General features: G+C 48.2%; 17 protein-coding genes and 2 tRNA genes. 1 reads left to right on the top strand and 18 read right to left on the bottom strand.

What is annotated here, in order from left to right; all coding sequences use genetic code 11:
- The first annotated feature begins 19 nt into the window (after positions 1-19).
- Positions 20-862 (top strand): SDR family oxidoreductase, encoded by an 843-nt coding sequence (locus tag UM402_RS04305; protein ID WP_058579474.1) that lies wholly within the window; start codon positions 20-22, stop codon positions 860-862.
- Here the strand turns inward: UM402_RS04305 and UM402_RS04300 are convergent.
- The 18 genes from UM402_RS04300 to UM402_RS04215 form a co-directional block, all read right to left on the bottom strand.
- Positions 829-2,265: an FAD-dependent oxidoreductase gene (locus UM402_RS04300; protein ID WP_058579475.1), complete on the bottom strand. Its 1,437-nt coding sequence runs from the start codon at positions 2,263-2,265 to the stop codon at positions 829-831. The genes UM402_RS04305 and UM402_RS04300 overlap by 34 nt on opposite strands.
- On the bottom strand, positions 2,265-6,731 hold the full coding sequence (gene gltB / locus UM402_RS04295) for a glutamate synthase large subunit (protein ID WP_058579476.1): 4,467 nt from the start codon (positions 6,729-6,731) through the stop codon (positions 2,265-2,267). The genes UM402_RS04300 and gltB overlap by 1 nt, the downstream gene beginning before the upstream one ends.
- Before the next feature lie 134 nt (positions 6,732-6,865).
- Positions 6,866-7,906 carry a quinolinate synthase NadA gene (gene nadA, locus UM402_RS04290; protein ID WP_058579477.1) on the bottom strand — a complete coding sequence of 347 codons (1,041 nt, stop codon included), beginning with the start codon at positions 7,904-7,906 and terminating at the stop codon, positions 6,866-6,868.
- A 96-nt stretch (positions 7,907-8,002) separates the two neighbouring features.
- Positions 8,003-8,078, bottom strand: a tRNA-Lys gene (locus UM402_RS04285).
- A gap of 29 nt (positions 8,079-8,107) precedes the next feature.
- Positions 8,108-8,183 (bottom strand) — tRNA-Lys (locus UM402_RS04280).
- Between the two features lie 134 nt (positions 8,184-8,317).
- Positions 8,318-9,076, bottom strand: coding sequence for a tol-pal system protein YbgF (ybgF, locus tag UM402_RS04275; RefSeq protein WP_058579478.1), 759 nt, complete (start codon positions 9,074-9,076; stop codon positions 8,318-8,320).
- A gap of 23 nt (positions 9,077-9,099) precedes the next feature.
- Positions 9,100-9,636 (bottom strand): peptidoglycan-associated lipoprotein Pal, encoded by a 537-nt coding sequence (gene pal, locus UM402_RS04270; RefSeq protein WP_058579479.1) that lies wholly within the window; start codon positions 9,634-9,636, stop codon positions 9,100-9,102.
- Positions 9,637-9,683: 47 nt separating this feature from the next.
- Positions 9,684-11,033 (bottom strand): Tol-Pal system beta propeller repeat protein TolB, encoded by a 1,350-nt coding sequence (gene tolB, locus UM402_RS04265; protein WP_058579480.1) that lies wholly within the window; start codon positions 11,031-11,033, stop codon positions 9,684-9,686.
- A gap of 12 nt (positions 11,034-11,045) precedes the next feature.
- The gene (gene tolA / locus UM402_RS04260; protein WP_273268193.1) at positions 11,046-11,942 is read right to left on the bottom strand and encodes a cell envelope integrity protein TolA; all 897 of its coding nucleotides are present in this window, start codon (positions 11,940-11,942) and stop codon (positions 11,046-11,048) included.
- Between the two features lie 2 nt (positions 11,943-11,944).
- Positions 11,945-12,373, bottom strand: a complete 429-nt coding sequence (gene tolR, locus UM402_RS04255) for a protein TolR (protein ID WP_053952916.1) — start codon at positions 12,371-12,373, stop codon at positions 11,945-11,947.
- The gene (tolQ, locus tag UM402_RS04250; RefSeq protein WP_053952917.1) at positions 12,370-13,080 is read right to left on the bottom strand and encodes a protein TolQ; all 711 of its coding nucleotides are present in this window, start codon (positions 13,078-13,080) and stop codon (positions 12,370-12,372) included. The genes tolR and tolQ overlap by 4 nt, the downstream gene beginning before the upstream one ends.
- Positions 13,081-13,083: 3 nt before the next feature.
- A complete protein-coding gene (ybgC, locus tag UM402_RS04245) occupies positions 13,084-13,494 on the bottom strand; it encodes a tol-pal system-associated acyl-CoA thioesterase (protein WP_053952918.1) in 411 nt (136 codons plus the stop codon).
- Between the two features lie 397 nt (positions 13,495-13,891).
- Positions 13,892-14,911: a Holliday junction branch migration DNA helicase RuvB gene (ruvB, locus tag UM402_RS04240; RefSeq protein WP_058579481.1), complete on the bottom strand. Its 1,020-nt coding sequence runs from the start codon at positions 14,909-14,911 to the stop codon at positions 13,892-13,894.
- A 9-nt stretch (positions 14,912-14,920) separates the two neighbouring features.
- Entirely contained in the window at positions 14,921-15,538 is a 618-nt protein-coding gene (gene ruvA, locus UM402_RS04235) for a Holliday junction branch migration protein RuvA (RefSeq protein WP_058579482.1), read from the bottom strand.
- Positions 15,539-15,559: 21 nt separating this feature from the next.
- The gene (gene ruvC, locus UM402_RS04230) at positions 15,560-16,096 is read right to left on the bottom strand and encodes a crossover junction endodeoxyribonuclease RuvC (RefSeq protein WP_058579483.1); all 537 of its coding nucleotides are present in this window, start codon (positions 16,094-16,096) and stop codon (positions 15,560-15,562) included.
- A gap of 6 nt (positions 16,097-16,102) precedes the next feature.
- Positions 16,103-16,852 (bottom strand): YebC/PmpR family DNA-binding transcriptional regulator, encoded by a 750-nt coding sequence (locus UM402_RS04225; RefSeq protein WP_058579484.1) that lies wholly within the window; start codon positions 16,850-16,852, stop codon positions 16,103-16,105.
- Positions 16,853-16,886: 34 nt separating this feature from the next.
- On the bottom strand, positions 16,887-18,656 hold the full coding sequence (gene aspS, locus UM402_RS04220; protein WP_058579485.1) for an aspartate--tRNA ligase: 1,770 nt from the start codon (positions 18,654-18,656) through the stop codon (positions 16,887-16,889).
- Between the two features lie 56 nt (positions 18,657-18,712).
- Entirely contained in the window at positions 18,713-20,122 is a 1,410-nt protein-coding gene (locus UM402_RS04215; RefSeq protein WP_273268188.1) for a diguanylate cyclase domain-containing protein, read from the bottom strand.
- Positions 20,123-20,201 lie beyond the last annotated feature (79 nt).

Raw genomic sequence — 20,201 nt, 5'->3', positions numbered from 1 at the left:
TTAACCTAAGGGGTTGATCATGCAAACGCTTTTACTCGGCTACGGAGATATCGCGCAACGCACTGCGCGCTTATTGGTTAAGGGTGGACATAGTGTCACCGGCCTTTGCCGACACCCCGACAGCAAGCCGGTTATTGATGGCGTGCAGCTTGTTGCTGGTAACTACGATAACGAGCAAGACTTACGGCAGTTATTCACCACTCAATGGGACGCTATTGTCGTTACTCTGACTCCATCGCGTTCAGGCTCGCAGCACTACCACGATGGTTATGTTGTGCCCTGTCGGCACTTGCAGCAAGTATTAGCACAAAGTGGGCAACAGCCTTACATTATTTATGTGTCCAGTACCGGCGTTTATGCTCAGCAAGATGGCGAATGGATAGATGAAACCAGTGAAACGGCTCCTACGTCTGAATCTGGTCAGGCGTTGTTACAGGCCGAGTCGCTAATTGACTCGCTACCAACACAAACCACGATTTTACGTTGTAGCGGTATTTACGGTGAAGGCAGAGACTATCTATTAAAGCAGCTGGTAGCCGGGGAAATGACGTTACGTGACAGCTGGACAAACCGAATTCATCAAGACGATGTCGCCGGTTTTATTCATGCGTTATTAACATCGATTAAAAGCCCGCAGCCGCTTTATCTTGTCAGTGACGATGAACCCGTTAAACAATACGACATGTATCAATGGTTAGCGGAGCAACTCGATGCCAGTATTACCTCTGACGTTGAGACTGGTCCAGGTCCCAGAGGTTCAAAGCGATGTGACAATAGCCGCCTGAAAAACAGCGGCTATAAGCTTAAATACCCCACCTTTGTCGAAGGCTATGAGGCTTTTATTGATAGCTGGTCAAAATAATCGAGCATTCCTTCAGCGGCGGAGCGACCTTCGGCTATAGCGGTAACAACCAAGTCTGCGCCGCGAACCATGTCACCACCGGCGAAGATCTTCGGGTGACTGGTTTGCATAGCGAACTCTCGATTCGAGTCGGTTAACACCGTGCCCCAGTCGCTCAGTTCAACATTATGCTTCTTCAGCCACTCAGGTGGGTTCGCCTGGTAACCAAAAGCAATGATCACTGCGCTTGCCGGTAAGGTAAACTCAGAGCCCGCAACAGGCTCAGGCCGGCGTCGGCCATCACTGTCGGGCTGTCCTAATGCCGTTTTCACCATTTTGACACCAGTCACCTGTCCAGACTCGTTTGCTTCTATTTCCACTGGCTGAACGTTAAATAAGAACTCACCACCTTCTTCTTTGGCATTTTCCACCTCGCGGCGCGAGCCAGGCATATTGCTTTCGTCGCGTCGGTAAGCGCAAGTCACCGACGTCGCACCTTGCCGAATCGAAGTGCGTACACAGTCCATAGCGGTATCACCACCACCCAGCACCACCACTTGTTGCCCGTTAAGGTCAATATGCGGGTATTGCGGCATGGGCTTATGCGCCATTAGGGTTTGTGTGTTACCAATAAGAAACGGTAATGCCGGATACACTCCGTTATGCTCTAACCCTTTTAAGCCGCCATCCAGTGCTTTGTAGGTGCCTAACGCCAGAAACACCGCGTCGTATTGCTCAAGCAGTTCCGAGAACTTGATATCCTCACCAACAGTAACGCCCAGTTCGAATCGCACGCCCATTTCAGTGAATATCTCGCGGCGTAACTTCATGACTGCCTTGTCGAGTTTGAATGGTGGAATACCGTAAGTCAGCAACCCACCAATTTCAGGGTAACGGTCATACACCGTTGCGGTAACACCATTACGCGCCAGTACATCGGCACAGGCTAAACCGGCCGGTCCTGCGCCAATAACAGCGACTCGCTCCACTCGCTGTGCGACCCCGCTTAAGTCGGGTCGCCAGCCGTTGGCAAAGGCTTCATCGACAATTTGCTTTTCAATACTGCCAATAGTGACAGCACCGAAGCCATCGTTAAGCGTGCAAGCACCCTCGCAGAGACGATCTTGCGGACACACACGACCACAGACCTCTGGCAGACTATTGGTTTTATGCATAAGCTCTGCGGCTTCCGTGACTCGCCCCTGATTCGCTAATTCCAACCATTGGGGAATATAGTTGTGAACCGGACACTTCCACTCGCAATACGGATTACCACAGTCCAGGCAACGATCAGCCTGCCCTTGCAGCTGTACACCCGACATCGGCTCATAAATTTCGGTAAATTCAATGCGACGCTCATCGGCAGCCTTTTTCGGCGGATCGATTCGCTGAACGTCTAGAAATTGATACACATTTTTATTCATTACATCACCTGTACCCGAAGTTCAGCAGTAGAGCGTGCGCGGTGCCCCAGTAAGTTGGACACGTCCTGAGATTTTGGCTTCACAATACGGAAGCTTTTTACCGTCTCGTCAAAGGATGCTAGTAGCTTTCTGGAGTATGCACTGCCGGTGGCCTCATGGTGTTCATGAATAAGCCCGCGCAAATGCTCTTTAATAATGGAGGTTTCTATTTCTAACGCTTCAACCAGCTCATGGTTTAAACGGCGGTGTAAGTCTCCGTCGATGTCTCGCAAATAGGCAAAACCGCCTGTCATGCCGGCGCCAAAGTTAATGCCGCAATCGCCTAATACTGCGACAATACCGCCTGTCATGTACTCACAGCCGTGATCACCAATAGACTCAACCACAGCGGTGGCCCCTGAATTACGTACGGCAAAACGTTCGCCAGCACCGCCCGCCACATAGAGCTTTCCTCCAGTGGCGCCGTACAAACAGGTATTTCCCATAATGGCTGCTTTATGACTTAGGTAGTTTGCATTTAGAGGCTGCTTTAAGACAATTTCGCCGCCAGCCATGCCTTTACCTACGTAGTCGTTGGCATCTCCGGTCAGTCTTAGTTTTAAGCCACCGGCGTTCCAGGCACCGAAGCTTTGGCCTGCCGTACCGTTAAAGTTCAAAGTGATAGGCGCTGTCGCCATACCCTGATTACCATGCCATTTAGCAATATGGCCCGATAAACTAGCTGCAACAGAGCGGTCGTTATTTTGAATGGAAAACGACCACTTGCCGCCTGACTTATTTTCCACGGCAGACTGAGCCGCTGATAATATTTGCTGATTCAAGTCGCCTTTATCGAAAGGCTCGTTCTTTTCTGTGCAATGCAATGGGTGTTCAGACTGAATGCCCGACGACGCAAGCAATTCGGTTAAGTCTACCGCTTGCTGACGTTTCGTTTCACCCGGTAAGCGCTCCAGCAAATCTGTGCGTCCAATCACGTCCGTAAGCTCTGTTACACCCAAGTAAGACAGAATGTCGCGCACTTCTTCCGCCATAAACTCAAACAATCGAATGACTTTTTCCGGCAAGCCAGAGAAGTGCTTCTTCCTGAGTAATTCGTCTTGCGTTGCAATACCGGTCGCGCAATTATTTAAGTGGCAAATTCTTAAGTATTTACAGCCCAGAGCGACCATCGGCGCAGTACCGAAACCAAAGCTTTCCGCACCTAAAATAGCGGCTTTGACAATGTCTTTACCGGTTTTCAGGCCACCATCTACCTGCAGCCGTATTTTGTGTCTTAGTTTGTTGGTAACCAAGGCTTCATGCACCTCAGCGAGCCCCAGCTCCCAGGGTGAGCCGGCATACTTCACTGAGGTTAACGGACTGGCACCGGTGCCACCGTCGTAGCCCGAGACGGTAATAAGGTCCGCATAGGCTTTTGCCACCCCCGTAGCGATGGTTCCAATACCCGGCGTAGAAACCAACTTCACTGATACCAGCGCTGTTGGATTTACCTGCTTAAGATCAAAAATAAGCTGGGCGAGATCTTCAATCGAATAAATATCATGATGCGGCGGCGGTGATATTAATGTCGTACCCGGCACTGCGTAGCGCAGCTGGGCAATTTCCGCAGTCACCTTCTCGCCGGGAAGTTGCCCTCCTTCTCCGGGTTTCGCGCCTTGAGCCACTTTAATTTGAATAACGTCAGCATTCACCAGGTAATGCGGTGTCACACCGAAACGCCCTGACGCGACTTGTTTAATACGAGAGTTCTTTTCAGTATTGAACCGTTTAGGGTCTTCACCCCCTTCTCCAGAGTTGGAGTGTCCGCCAATTCGGTTCATTGCTATCGCTAGTGCTTCATGGGCTTCTGAACTGAGCGCACCAATGGACATAGCGGCGGTGTCAAAGCGCTGGTACAAACGCTCTTTGGGTTCAACCTGTTTAATGTCGATAACGGGGGTTTCCGGCAGCTTCAAGTCCAGCAAGTCACGAATATGAGTCACTGGTCGTTCATTCACATGCTTGGCGTAAACCTTGTAAGCGCCTTCGTCTCCGGTATTAGCCGCTTCCTGTAAGGCCACTACAACATCGGGGTTATAAGCATGATACTCACTGCCATGAACGTACTTTAATAAACCACCCTGCGCTAAGGGTTTGCGCTTCAACCAGGCTTTCTGGAAACGCTGCAGTAAATCCTGCTGTATGTCGTCAAAACCTGTTCCGTTAATGCGCGCAGGCATATTGCAAAAAGACAGCTCTCTGACATCCTCATTAAGCCCAACGGCTTCAAACAGCGATGCGCCACGGTAGCCGGAGATTGTCGAAATGCCCATTTTCGAAAGTATTTTCAACAGCCCTTTATTCAGCCCTTTACGGTAATTCAGTAGTGCTTCTCGGACGGATAAGTCGACTTTTTGCTTTTCAACGAGCTGTTCAACCGTTTCGTACGCCAAAAATGGGTATATAGCCGTGGCACCCAGCCCCAGCAGAACCGCCATGTGATGCGAGTCACGCGCTGACGCAGTTTCGATGATAATATTTGAGTCGCAGCGCAGGTTTTCATGCACTAGCGCCTGTTGAACCGCGCCAACTGCCATTGGTGCCGGAATAGTAACATCGCCTTTTTCAAAGTGGCGGTCGCTAAGAATGGCAATGACCACGCGTTGCTGCCTTACCGCCTCAACCACGTTCTCAACAACTTCAGTGAGCGCCTGTTGTAACGGCTTATCTGCCGGGTTAAAGGCCAGTGAAAAATTCATACTACGATAGTGTTTTTCATCTAACTCCCGCAGTTGCTTAATGTCGGTATACATTAAAATAGGCGACTCAAAGACCACTCGGTCGGCATCGCCGGACGCTTCATTAAATACGTTATGCTCACGGCCAATGATGGTGCTTAATGACATAACGTGACGTTCCCGAATAGGGTCGATGGCGGGGTTAGTGACCTGCGCAAACTGCTGCCGGAAATAGTCATAAAGCAGTCGCGGTTGCTTTGACAAAAAGGCTTGCGGGGTATCGTCGCCCATGGAGCCAACCGCTTCCTGACCGTCTTTAGCAAGAACACTCATCACCTGCTGCAGTTCTTCTTCGGAGTAGAGAAACGCTTTATGAAATACCGCCATTGTCTCGTCGTCATACAGCCGCTGGCCTATTTTGTCGGCGTGGCTGCGTTCAAACGGCACTAAATGGCGACGGTTTTGTGACAACCATTGCTTGTAGGGGTGACGATCTTTAAGCTCGGTTTCTATGTCATCGTTATACCAAATTTTTCCGGTATAGGTGTCGACGGCCATCATCTGCCCCGGTCCCAGTCGACCTTTTTCTTTGACTTCAGCTTCGTCGTAATCCCAAATCCCCACCTCTGACGCAATAGTGAGAGTGCCAGATTCGGTCAACACGTAACGTGCAGGACGTAAGCCGTTTCTATCCAGACTGCAGGCCACATGGCGACCATTACTTAAGACAACACCGGCAGGACCGTCCCAGGGCTCCATATGAAGCGCGTTAAACTCGTAGAATGCACGCATATCTTCCGACATGGTTGCATCACCCTGCCAGGCAGGTGGAATTAACAAGCGCATTGCGCGGAATAAGTCCATACCACCGGCTAACAGTAACTCCAGCATATTGTCGAGAGAAGCAGAGTCTGAGCCGCTCATGCCAACTAACGGCGTTGCGTTTTGTAAGTCTGGCAGTAGCGGCGTGTGGAACTTATAGGCTCGGGCTCTTGCCCACTGTCGGTTTCCCCGTATGGTATTAATTTCACCATTATGGGCGAGAAAGCGAAATGGCTGTGCTAATGGCCAACGGGGTTGAGTATTCGTTGAAAAGCGTTGGTGAAACACACAAATAGTCGTCGTCAGTTTGTCGTTAGCGAGATCGTGATAATAACTAGCCAGATCTTTTGCTAACACCAGACCTTTATAAACAATGACTAAACTTGATAAAGAAGCGATATACAGTTCACTATTGTCGGCATAATGCTGCTCTATGCGGCGGCGCGCCATATATAGCCGACGTTCCAGGTCTTTTTTTCGCCAGCCGGGAGGTGCTGACACAATGACTTGCTCGATATCAGGCTCAGACAGTGCGGCTTGCTCACCTAAAATAGAAGGCTCTGTCGGAACCTTACGCCACCCGTTTACGGTTAAAGTTTCTTTTTGTAACTCTTGCTCTATAAGCTGGCGAGCGGCTTCCTTTTTGTCATGGTCTTTACTAAAAAACACCATACCAACAGCAAACTTTTTACTGAGCGACCAATTCTGAGACTTCGCGTAGTCCTTAAAAAATTGTTCGGGTAACTGCAATAAAAGACCACAGCCGTCGCCTGTTTTACCATCTGAACCAATACCGCCACGGTGCTGCATTCTGTCCAGGCCATGCAATGCAGTGGCTATTAACTCATGCCTGGCCTCACCATTGATATTAGCAATTAAGCCAAAGCCACAGTTGTCTCTTACATCTGCATTTTGATACAACCCCATGCAACGCCCCTGAATAAATAGTCAATTATTTTAGATTAGCATGCAGTTGTTAGGTTCGGAAGAGGTGCCGATTATTATCGTTATAAACAGGTTGTATAGATATAAAAAAAGGCCTCGGATTGAGGCCTTTGGGGTTATTTCAGCGTGGCGGCAAAGGCCAGCATTCTATCAAGAGGCACCATAGCTTGCTTACCGAGTTCCGGGTCAACATGAATTTCATGCTCTTTGCCACCGGTTTCTAGCGCTTGCTCTATGGCTTTAAGGCCGTTCATTGCCATCCAGGGACAATGTGCGCAGCTTCGACAGGTTGCACCATTACCGGCGGTAGGTGCTTCAATAAACGTCTTATTCGGCTGCAACTGCTGCATTTTATAAAAAATGCCTTTGTCGGTAGCCACAATAAAGGTGTCGTTCGGAAGCTCCTGGCTGGCTTTTATGAGCTGCGAGGTTGAACCGACAGCATCGGCCATTGCAACAATGTTTTCAGGCGACTCAGGGTGAACCAGAATGGCTGCGTCAGGGTGTAACGCTTTCATGTCGTTTAGAGCTTTCGCTTTAAACTCGTCGTGTACAACACAAGCGCCCTGCCATAACAGCATGTCTGCACCTGTTTCACGGGCAATATAACCGCCTAAATGTTTATCGGGTGCCCATAGTATTTTTTCGCCTTTCGCATCGAGATGATCAACCAGCTCTAGTGCCATACTGGATGTTACTACCCAGTCAGCACGTGCTTTAACCGCTGCTGAGGTATTTGCATAAACCACAACGGTCCGGTCAGGGTGTTGGTCACAAAACTCCGCAAACTTATCTGGAGGACAACCTAAATCCAAAGAGCATTCGGCATCGAGGGTCGGCATTAACACCTGTTTATTGGGCGTGAGTATTTTTGCTGTCTCTCCCATGAAGCGAACACCGGCAACAATTAGCTTCTTCGCCGGATGGTCACGACCAAAGCGCGCCATTTCCAAAGAGTCAGCAACACAGCCACCTGTTTCTTCAGCCAGAGCCTGAATGTCAGGGTCAGTATAGTAGTGAGCCACTAACACTGCGTCTTTCTCTTTTAAGAGCTCTTTTATACGCGCGACAGTTTCCTGCTTTTCTTCAGGCGTCAAAGGCTTAGGTTTTGGCGGAAACCGGTAATCAAGGGTATCCAGCGTTTGAATCTCAGTCATGGTATTACAGCTTATGTCCAAGTGTTCTGTATAACGTGGCGGCTAGTATAATCGAATTCAAGAGGGGGTTGTAGTTAAGTTATCAGAAAGAGGAAATGGTGGGTTGTGCAGGATTCGAACCTGCGACCAATTGATTAAAAGTCAACTGCTCTACCAACTGAGCTAACAACCCATATTTCTGATTTTCTTAGCGTTAGCGAGTGGTGGGTTGTGCAGGATTCGAACCTGCGACCAATTGATTAAAAGTCAACTGCTCTACCAACTGAGCTAACAACCCAACGCTAACTATTCGTTACCAGTTCTGCTTGGCAACGGCGGCATAGTTTACTGAAATAACGCGCTTATGCAACTTAAAATTGAAAAAAACTGTCTGACTGATTAATTCACGAACACATGTTGCGCTCGTGTTAGTTAATTCAGTCTCTGCTTGGCTAAATTTGCTTCAGTACTGTCTGGATACTCGCTAATAACTTTTTCGTAATAGCGCTTAGCATCAGCAGTATTACCTTGGTCATTTGCGATAGCACCAAGCTTCAATAAACAGTCGCCACGCTTATTACTATCCGGATAGTCTTCAACTACCGTCATGAACTGCTGTTCGGCCTTATCATACTCTTGCTGAGCAAAATAAAGCTGTCCCAGCCAGTAATGGGCGTTTGGCACGTAAGTAGAGTTAGGAAAGCTCTCCAGGAAGGACTGGAAAGCCGGAATGGCAGCGTCATAACGCTTGTCTTCCAAAACCAAAGCAATGGCTTTGTCATAGGCGTCATTTTCGCTCAAGCTCGCTGAATAACTGCTGCTATCAGTTTGCGTTGGTACCTGCTGCATATCGGAATAACCCGAGCCAGCATTATTACTCTGGCTATTGTTGTCCTTTAGCTGGCTAAAGCGACGATCAATTTCCTGATACAGCTCGCGCTGGCGTTGTAAAAGTTGTTCCAATTGGTAGGCGTGCTCTTCAGTTATACCTCTTAATTCTGCAACGTCTTGTTGCACAGAATTAAGTTGATCCATCATGTTAAGTTGCGCACTAGAACGAGCTTCGAGCATACGCTCAATTTGTTCTAGGCGTTTCTCAACATCACCTGAAGAAGACAAACCTGAAACAGGCGCCTGGGCTAATGCAAGCCCAGGCACTAACAAACTGACAGCTAACAGCGTTTTTTTCATGAACTACCCGTTTAAGTCTGGGATTAGTACACTAAAACCGCACGACGGTTCTTCGCGTATGCACTTTCAGTTGACGCATCAACTAAAGGCTTCTCTTCACCGTAAGATACGGTAGAAGTCTGAGAGTCCTGAACACCTAAGTTGTGCAGGTAGTCTTCAACCGCTTGTGCACGGCGCTCGCCAAGTGCAATGTTGTATTCAGGTGTACCGCGCTCATCAGCATGGCCTTCGATAACAACCTTCACTGACGGGTTTTTAACTAAGTAATCAGCATGTGCTGCTAATAGCTCAGCGTACTCAGATTGTACGTTTGATTTATCAAAAGCAAAGTAAACAATGTGTTCTTTGCGCAATGCTTCCATTTTTTCTTGACGCTGTTCTTCAAGAGTTTGTTGACGCTCTGCTGCACCAACCTCAACACCAGAGTCTTGCTCTGCTTGTTGATTCGTTTCCTGACCTGCGCCCGCACCTGAATCGGTTTCCTGGTTTGAGCTACAAGCGGCCAGAGTTGCCATTGGTACAACGATTGCCAGAGCTTTAAAAAGTTTATTAAGCTGCATCCTTTTCGTCCTTATCGTTTAATCGAACATTCAACCATTCAGGCTATTTACATAAATGGCGACCAAGAGGGAGATTTCACTTCCCCATCAGAAGCCGGTAACCTTGCTTTAAAACGTCCATCGGTAGAGACCAGTGCCAGTACTTGCTTGTTATTATGCGTTGTACTGTATATCACCATACTGCCATTCGGCGCGATACTTGGTGACTCATCCAAAGACGTTTTTGTTAAAACCTGCATTGTTCCTCGTGGGAACTCCTGCTTAGCTATATGATAGTTCCCTCTGGTACGGTTTACCAGAATCATGTTTTCACCAGACGGCGCTACCGTACCACCTAAGTTCTGTTCACCTTCGAACGTCAAACGCCGAACCTGACCAGAAGACAGCTCTACACTGTAAAGCTGAGGTCTGCCACCACGTTCAGACGTAAATACTAGCGACTTTCCGTCTGGTGTCCAACTCGGTTCTGTATCAATCGTACGATTCCGCGTAACTCGTTGCAAGCTTTTCGTTTTTATATCGAAAACATAGAGTTCCGGGTTGCCATCTTTTGAGAGCACCATCGCTAATTTTGAACCATCCGGTGAAAACACCGGGTTACCATTTATGCCCGGGAATGACGTTAGCTTTTCACGGCGCGTGGTATAAATATCCTGCATGAAGATCTCTGCAGTTTTATTTTCAAAACTCACGTAAGCCAACTTGTTACCGTCTGGTGACCAAGACGGAGACATCAGCGGCTCAGGACTGCGCAGCAAGATCTTTTCATTAGCGCCGTCGTAATCAGCTACGGCAAGTTTATAGGGGTAACGGTCGTCATGGTTCACCGTCACATAAGCAATCTTGGTCATGAACGCGCCTTTTTCACCGGTCAGTGCTTCATAAACAACATCGGAGATACGGTGAGAGTAGCTACGGAACTGATCCCCATCTATGACACTTGAACGTGAATCCAGTACGTGGTCATTACTCTGCACTAATTCACCATCGCGCAACATTTGAGCGTTACCACCGGTAATTTGCCCGCGCAATACATCAACCAACTCAAACTTAACCATATAACGGTCAACAGAGTACGGTTCTACGGACCCGACCAACACCGCTTCAACGCCCATCTTCGCCCAGGCAGAGTAGTCAATATCGCCGTCTTTAGTCGGACGTTGGGGCATTGCTGTTGTCGGAATCGGGTTAAATCGGCCGCTTCGTCTTAAGTCGGCAGCGATAACCTCAGTTAAATTTCCTGGTGGCTGCCCTTCGCCTTTCCACTCAAAAGGAACCACAGCAATAGGTCGTGCCGTATCGATACCTTCGGTAATGACAATTTCTAACACACCTGCACGGGCAGAGCTCATCACAACAAATAGCAGAGCCAGGGCTTGAAATACGATTTTTCTCATTGGTCACCTTAATTACAACTGTGGCTTAACAGTCAATTTGATTGTACTCATCTGCTGGTAAATTTCCGGATCTTCCGACACCGGTAGCGTATTTGCTTTTAAAACAGCATTACGCGCTGAGCGACACACACTGGCATCACCGTTACCGGTATCTACCGATTTAACAAATCCACTTGGCGCAACGCTAATGGTTAACTCACATGACTTTCCTTGCATAGAGTCATCAACGGTCCAGTTACGCTGAATGGTCTGCCGTATTAATGCCTGATACTTTTCAACTTCACTCAACACTTGTTGACGTCTTGCTGCCTGACGGCGAGCTCGCTCTTCTTCCATTTCTTTTTTCAATTGTGCTTCTCGCTCAGCGGCCCGACGCTCAGCTTCTTCGCGTTTACGTCTCTCTTCTGCGGCTCTGCGTTCAGCTTCTTCCGCTTCTTTTTTGCGGCGCTCAGCCTCTTTAGCCGCCGCTTCAGCCTTAGCTCTCTCTTCGGCTAAACGCTGCGCTTCTTTCTTTGCCTGCTCAGCTTCTTTACGCGCTTGAGCCGCTTCCTGGCGTTCAATTTCTTGCTGACGTTCAATCTCTTTTTGACGTTGCTCTTCGCGCTCTCGAGCTTTACGTGCTTCTTCAGCTCGGCGCTCTAAACGTTCAATTCGTCGCTGCTCAGCAGCCTCTGCTTCGGCTTTTTGTCGCTTCATTCTATCGACTTGTTCCTGCACCTTAGCTTTATCAACGGAAACTGCGCTGACAATTTCTTCCGCAGGTTCAATGTCGCTTTGGTTCAAGTTAACTTCCATCGCTTCTGGTGTCGATGGCGTAAACTCAAAGCTAATGAGCAATACACCCGCTATAACAGCGTGTATTGCTATAGAATATATGAGCGGTAACGTTAAGCTCTCCGATTTATCCACAACTACTCTTCCGACGAATCTGTCATTAACCCAACCGATGGTACACCAGCTCTTTGCAATAGCACCATCAATTGAACAATTTGGTTATAAGATACCGCACCATCACCGTTCACCATAACCGGCGTATCAGGCTCGACTTGCAAATGCGCCGCCACTAAAGTCGCAAGCTCATCCGCCTGCATTGGCGTGTCTTGGCTATCACCCTGGTTCAGGTAATAGCGGCCTTCGGCATCAACAGAGGCAACCAGCGGGGGCTTACTGTCTTCAGACAATGGCTCTGCCGTTGCTTTAGGTAAATCGACCTTTACGCCTTGAGTAATTAAGGGTGCCGTTACCATAAAAATAATAAGAAGAACGAGCATCACATCGATGTATGGCACCACGTTTATCTCAGCAACCGGCTTACGCCGTTTGCGCGGCATGACCATCATAGTGACTCACCTTCCACTTTTTCTTTAGATGACTTCGCCAGTGCCTGACGCTGCAGTATAGAAGTGAACTCATCAATAAAGTTCATGTACTGACCATCTATTTTTTCCGCGCGTGTCGTAAAGCGGTTAAACGCAATCACCGCTGGTATCGCTGCAAATAAGCCCAAAGCGGTTGCGATAAGTGCTTCGGCGATACCCGGCGCAACCATAGCCAACGTTGCCTGTTGCACGGCACCTAATGCGATAAACGCGTTCATAATACCCCATACGGTACCGAAAAGGCCGATATAAGGGCTAATAGAACCAATGGTTGCCAGCGTACCCAAATGGCTATCTAGCTTCTCCATTTCACGGGCGTGAGCAACACGCATCGCACGGAACGCCCCTTCAAGCATTGATTGGTTGCTCCCGGCGGACTGGTTACGAAGCCTTGCAAACTCTTTAAATCCAGCATGAAACATTAACTCCATGCCACGAGCATTTTTTGCACGCGCAGATATCTCCTGATAAAGACGGGCTAAATCCACACCCGACCAAAAGCGATCTTCAAACTTTAACGCGTCTTTTTGCGCTTGGTTAAGTACTTTCCGACGTTGGAATATCAATACCCAGCCCCAAACAGACATAGCGAGAAGGATGATCATAACCAGCTTTACCAATAAGCTGGCCTGCAAAAATAAATCAATAAACGATAGCTCTGCTTGCACGCTCTAAACCTCTGTCTCAATACGCGATAAAATAGATGCCGGAATAGCAACAGGTTTCATTACTGAGTTATCAACACATGCAGCAGTAACAACTGCCGAGCAATGAACACTGCCATCTTTTCCCAAAACATTCTGTTCAAACATTAACGACGCCTTTTTCTTTTTTATAACGTCGACAGTTACTGTTAGCTCTTCGTTGAATCGGGCTGCCTTTTTTAAATCAAGCTCAACCTTACGTACAACAAAGGCTATATTGTGAGCCAACCAAGTGTCCTGTTCAATCCCTAATGAGCGTAACCACTCCGTCCTGGCCCGCTCAAGGAATTTGAGATAATTGGCGTAATAAACAATACCACCTGCATCTGTATCCTCGTAGTACACGCGGATAGGCCATTCAAACTGATAGTGAGACATTAGCACCTCGGGTAAAGTTCTGAAAAGTTACCGTAATGTAATAATTTGTAAAGAGACCGCCAAAAGTATCGCTGGTTAAATTATCAGCAGAGTTTTTTTTATGACAGAACTGAAACATAAAAACAAGAACTCTTTGTTTTAATTGCTCTTTTTGTTTTTGTTATAATTTTGTTGAGCTTTTTTTGAACAACTTCACCTTATAACGGATTAGTTTTTCTTATGCGAGAAAGCAATTTTTCTTGTTTGATCAAGCGCATATTATACTTATAATACCCCACATATCAGAGACGAAGAGATTGGTTGTCACTTCTTCTTAGATTGTTTGAAGATTGTTCCCTGGATTTAACTTCCTTCTTGTTGTTCTATTTGCCCGTACTTTTGTGCGGGCTTTTTTTTCCTATTTCTCAGGTTTTAATCCAAAGTGGTGATACGCTCTTGGAGTGGCTAAACGGCCTCTCGGTGTTCTTTGCAAAAAGCCCTGCTGAATAAGGTAAGGCTCAAGCACATCTTCAATGGTGTCTTTTTCTTCACCAATAGCCGCTGCAAGGTTATCAAGCCCCACAGGACCGCCCATAAACTTCTCCATAATGGCTAATAAAAGCTTACGGTCCATGTAGTCAAAGCCGGCATGATCAACATCAACCATAGTTAATGCTGCATTTGCGGTTTCCTGATCGATTTCGCCGTTACCTTTAACTTCTGCATAGTCTCTTACCCGACGTAACAAGCGATTTGCAATACGCGGCGTTCCTCGCGAGCGTCGTGCAATTTCTTTGGCGCCGCCCTCTTTCATTGTCACGTTCATAAAATGAGCGGAACGCGACACAATATCGGTTAACTCTTCTACATCATAAAATTCTAGTCGTTGCACAATGCCAAAACGGTCACGCAATGGAGAGGTTAAGGCTCCGGCGCGGGTGGTTGCCCCAACTAAAGTGAAAGGCGGTAAGTCGAGCTTTATCGAGCGCGCGGCCGGCCCTTCTCCTATCATGATATCCAACTGGTAGTCTTCCATGGCCGGATACAAAATCTCTTCTACAACTGGGCTCAAACGATGAATTTCGTCAATAAACAAAACATCGTGCTCATCTAAGTTCGTTAATAGTGCGGCTAAGTCGCCCGCTTTTTCCAGAACCGGCCCTGAAGTGGTTTTAATATTGACGTCCAGCTCATTAGCTACAATATTTGCCAGGGTGGTTTTACCAAGACCCGGAGGACCAAAAATCAGCAGATGATCGAGCGCTTCCTGTCTTTTTCGTGCCGCCTCAATGAAAATCGCCATTTGCTCAACAACATGCTTCTGCCCGGTATACTCATCGAGCTTCTTCGGGCGAATAGCACGATCTATGGCTTCATCGTCGCCCTGCACATCGGCTTCAACAATTCGGTCAGTTGGAATGTGGTCGGCTTCTATCATTGTTTTACCTTAAGACAGCTCTTTTAGCGCTAGTCGTATCAGAACTTCACTACTATGTTCAGCAGAGTACACTTTCTGAATGGCTTTTTCAGCCTGATTTTCTTTGTACCCAAGTGCAACCAGAGCACTAACAGCATCAGAGCGAGTATCAGCTGGGTGGACCCGAGCATCACCGCCTTTATTATCCACGGGCATAGCATCGGTAAACGGCGTTGCTGAGTTCCAGTCTTTCAGTCGGTCGCGCATTTCAATGACTAAACGCTCCGCGGTTTTCTTGCCAACGCCCGGCAGTTTCACTAAGCGGCTCACGTCATTCTGATTCACAGCAAACACGAATTCGTCCGCAGACATGCCTGACAAAATGCCTAGTGCTAGCTTTGGTCCTACACCTTGGGTTTTTATTAATAACCGGAACAGTGAGCGCTCCGACAATGAGTTAAAGCCATACAAGAGTTGTGCATCTTCACGGACAACAAAGTGCGTTACCAGCGTTACAGGCTGTCCTGTCGCAGGTAAGTCGTAAAAGCAAGTCATGGGTAATTGCACCTCATACCCGACGCCATTCACATCGACCAATACTTCCGGTGGCTGTTTGGCTAATAATGTGCCTTGAATTTGTCCTATCACAACGGCTTTCTCCCTATTAAATTAACGTAGCCTACCGCGAACGGTTTTCCTCGCTGCCCCTGACATTTTTAGCAGGCTTTCTGCGCTTTGCGCGTGGCATAGCGCTACCGCCAACGCATCAGCTGCATCGGCTTGCGGTGTCTTTTGTAAATTAAGCAGCGCGACGACCATATGTTGCACCTGTCCTTTTTCTGCGCCGCCGTTACCGACAACGGCTTGTTTTATCTGGCGCGCCGAATACTCAGCCACTGGCAGCCCGGCTCTTGCTGCAGCTACTATGGCCGCTCCCCGCGCTTGTCCCAGCTTCAAGGCTGAGTCAGGGTTTTTCGCCATAAACACTTGTTCAATAGCAAACTCTGTAGGGCTAAACTGAGTGATTAACTCGCTGACACTGTCATGAATCAGCCGTAGTTTTTCGGCGAGCGACAGTGGTTTTGCCGACGTTCCTGTCGCGCGAATGCAACCACTGCCTAAATAGTGAAATTTACGGCCATGTTTTTGAATAACGCCATATCCGGTTAACCGTGAGCCTGGGTCAATACCTAATATGACGCTCATAATTCCTTAATCGTCCAGCTTCGCCAATACGTCATCAGAGATATCAGCATTATGGTACGCGTTCTGAACGTCGTCTAAGTCTTCCAGTGCGTCCAACAATTTCAAAAATGAACGGGCACTGTCTTCGTCCAAGTCAACTTTGGTGTCTGGCACCTGAGTCACTTCCGCATTGGACGATTCCAGCCCTTTGGCGTCTAGGGCATCTTTCACAGGACCAAAGTTTTCCGGTGACGTCATAACATCCAGACCGCTTCGCGGATACTTCACGATGTCCTCAGCACCCGCTTCAAGTGCTGGCTCCATAACGTCTTCTTCGGTAACGTCCGTTCCGTAGCTAATGACACCCATTTTATTGAATAAGTAAGCCACCGAGCCGTCTGTACCTAAGTTCCCGCCGTGCTTACTGAAGGCATAACGCACTTCAGACACCGTCCGGTTTTTGTTGTCCGTCATGCACTCCAGAAGAATGGCCACGCCATTAGGACCATAACCCTCGTAGGTCAGCTCCTCAACATTGTCCCCTTCCATCTCACCGGTGCCACGCTTTATTGCGGTATCGATGGTATCTCGCTTCATGTTATTGGACAGCGCTTTGTCGATTGCTGCGCGCAGACGCGGATTCGTTTCAGGATCGCCACCGCCTTCACGGGCGGCGACGTTAATTTCGCGAATCAATTTTGTGAAAATTTTGCCGCGCTTAGCATCCTGCGCGGCCTTTCGGTGCTTTATGTTCGACCACTTCGAGTGACCTGCCATGTTTCACCCCACAAACTTTAATCGTTGAATGTACTTACTCTGTGTCTTCGACGGTGCTCTTAACGCCAAGTTCATTCAGCGCTTCGGGGTTGGCTAACCCTGGAGCGTCCGTTAGCACGCAAGCTGCTGTGGTTGTTTTCGGGAACGCAATAACGTCACGAATTGAGTTCGCTCCCACCATCAACATCACCAGTCGGTCCAAGCCGAAAGCCAAACCTGCGTGCGGAGGAGTACCGTACTTGAGCGCCTCAAGCAAGAAACCAAACTTCTCTTGTGCTTCTTCTTTACCAATGCCCAGAACTTCAAATACGGCTTGCTGCATTTCGTTTTCGAAAATACGTGTTGAACCACCGCCGACTTCAACACCGTTTAAAACCATATCGTAAGCATTAGACAGTGCCTGAGCCGGGTTAGCGCGTAACTCGTCCGGTGTTACATTAACGGGTGCTGTAAACGGGTGGTGCAAGGCCGCTAGCGAGCCGTCATCGTCTTCTTCGAACATTGGGAAGTCAACAACCCACAATGGTTTCCACTCGTCACTGACAAGGTCAAACTCCTCACCCAACTTAAGGCGCAGCGCCCCCATAGCTTCAGCAACGGTGTTGGCTTTGTCTGAGCCAAAGAACAAAATGTCACCAGTAGCGGCTTCTGTACGTTCAAGAATTGCGTTCAATGCATCGTCTGGCAGGAATTTCAAAATTGGCGACTGCAAGCCATCGCGGCCTTGAGCCAAATCGTTCACTTTTATCCAGGCAAGGCCTTTCGCGCCGTAAATACCCACAAAATTGGTGTATTCATCTATCATCTTACGCGACACATTTTCCGCCTGACCAGGCAGACGAATAACGGCTACACGCCCTTTTTCATCGTTCGCCGGACCGGAAAACACTTTAAACTCAACGTCTTTTAATAAGTCCGCGACGTCTACTAATTCTAATGGGTTACGTAAATCTGGCTTGTCTGAACCATAACGCTTCATGGCTTCATGCCAGGTCATGCTCGGGAACTCGCCCAGCTCAATACCCAGTAACTTGTCGAACAACTCACGAGTCATATTTTCAGTCACTTCCATAACTTGTTCAGCGGTCATGAAAGAGGTTTCGATATCGATTTGAGTAAATTCAGGCTGGCGGTCAGCGCGTAAGTCTTCGTCGCGGAAGCATTTTACAATTTGGTAGTAACGGTCAAAACCCGACATCATCAGCAGTTGCTTAAACAATTGCGGGCTTTGTGGTAACGCGAAAAAACGACCTTTATGTGTACGGCTTGGCACTAAATAATCACGCGCTCCTTCCGGAGTGGCACGCGTTAACATTGGAGTTTCTATATCTAGGAAACCGTTGTCGTCCAGAAAGCGTCTTACTGCACTAGTAACTTTAGCGCGGAATTGAAGCTTTTCGTTCATTTGCGGACGGCGCAGGTCCAGATAGCGATAACGCAAACGCGCTTCTTCACTGACCTGGCTGTTAAAGTCGATAGGCAGCGGCTCAGAGCGGCTTAAAATATTAAGTTCAGAAGCCAGCAGCTCAACTTCTCCCGTCTTCATGCTGGCGTTTACCTGGCTTTCAGGGCGACGGTTTACTGTGCCGGTAATTTGTACACAGAATTCCTGACGTAACTTCTCAGCCTGCTCGAACAACGCTTTTTGGTCTGGGTCAAAAACAACCTGAATAAGACCTTCTCTGTCGCGTAAATCGATGAAAATCAGGCCGCCTAAGTCACGACGTTTATTAACCCAGCCACATAAAGTAACTTGTTGCTCTGCGAGTTCTGCGTTTACTTGTCCACAATAATGCGTGCGCATGTACTTTTCCTACTACCGACGAATTCGTTAAAAGTGAAGCGCTACATTATAGCTAACTAGGGCTGAATGTCATCCTCGGTACTGGCTAAGCGCACATCATTTTTACCCGCTGCTTTAGCGGCGTACATGGCCTTATCGGCGGAGCGCAATAACTTTTGTACATCGGTGCCATGAGCAGGGTACATAGCGACACCAATAGATACGCTCACTTCCAGTTGCTGTTTTTTGACTTTGTAGGGCTTGGCTAGCTGCACTACCAACTTACGGGCTACCGCAAGTGCTGACCCCACGGCCACGGCGGTTGGTAGTATCACCACAAACTCGTCGCCACCGTGACGGCAGACGGTATCGGAGCGGCGCAATAAATTCTTCATGCTCTGTGCGGCCTGGACAAGTAACTCGTCACCATAATTGTGACCGAAATCGTCATTTATCTGCTTAAAACCGTCGAGATCCAAAAACAGCACTGCGAACGGCTTTTGCGTTCTTTCGCTCTGATGTAGCGACTGCTCGAGACGGTCCTGCATTAAGTTTCTGTTCGGCAGTCCTGTTAATTCGTCATGAGTGGCAATGTGCCGAATACGGCGCTCAGCGGCTTTACGCGCTTTTATCTCTTTACGAAGCCGGCTGTTCCAAATACCGAAACCGACAATAACCAACAGCACAACCGAGCCCACTTTCATGACTAATTCGAACAGTTCTTCGTCGGTCCAGCCCTGCTCTAATTCGTAACCGTACCATTTGCGCTTTAACGACTCTTGCTCCTGCTGAGTCAGCTTATCGATTCCGCGATTAAGTAATGTCACCAAAGGCTGCCAATCGTCACGTACTGCTATGTACAAGGCTTCGCCCTGAGTCGCATCAAGTACTGACAGCTTTGACCCCGGGAGCGGGTATTCCTGAAGTTCGTACACCAGAATTGGTAAACTATCGACATAAGAGTCAACCATTCGATTACGTAACCGCTCAATACCTTCGTCGATAGTAGAAACACCAACCACTTCAATGCGGCCTGTATCAATAAGCTGGGACTCAATGCTGTAGCCTTCAACAACAGCAACCCGCTGACCGTGCAGCTCGCTCGTTCTCAAACTACTGCCAGCACGCATGGTAGAGTCCATAGTCAGCGCAGCCCAGGGCATAGACCAGTAACTTTGAGTAAAGTCCATGCTCTGGTTACGCTCAACGGAATAAGAGACACTGGTTAAAACATCAATGTCTTTATTGGAGATAGCGTCTAAACACTCTTGCCACTGTCCGCACGGCTTCCAGACTAACTCGACGTCCATCGTCGCGGTAAATTGCTTAAGTAAGTCGACATCGAGCCCGGCGGCACCGTTTTCTGTCTCGTAAATCAGTGGTTGTAATTGGTTCGGCACACCCACGCGAATGGTTGAATGTTGCTCTAACCATTCGTCTGGAGCATAGGCATAAGTCGGCGCCGGCAATAATGTCAAAAGCGACATAGCCAGACTCATTACCGAAGAAAAATACAATGTTTTATGCCAAATACTTATCAACAACAGGTTCCTCCGAATAAGAAGG

The organism is Idiomarina sp. OXR-189, from assembly GCF_034373425.1.
Classification (GTDB): domain Bacteria; phylum Pseudomonadota; class Gammaproteobacteria; order Enterobacterales; family Alteromonadaceae; genus Idiomarina; species Idiomarina zobellii.
The sequence above is the reverse complement of the archived record's forward strand: the minus strand, read 5'-3'. Positions and strand labels throughout refer to the sequence as shown.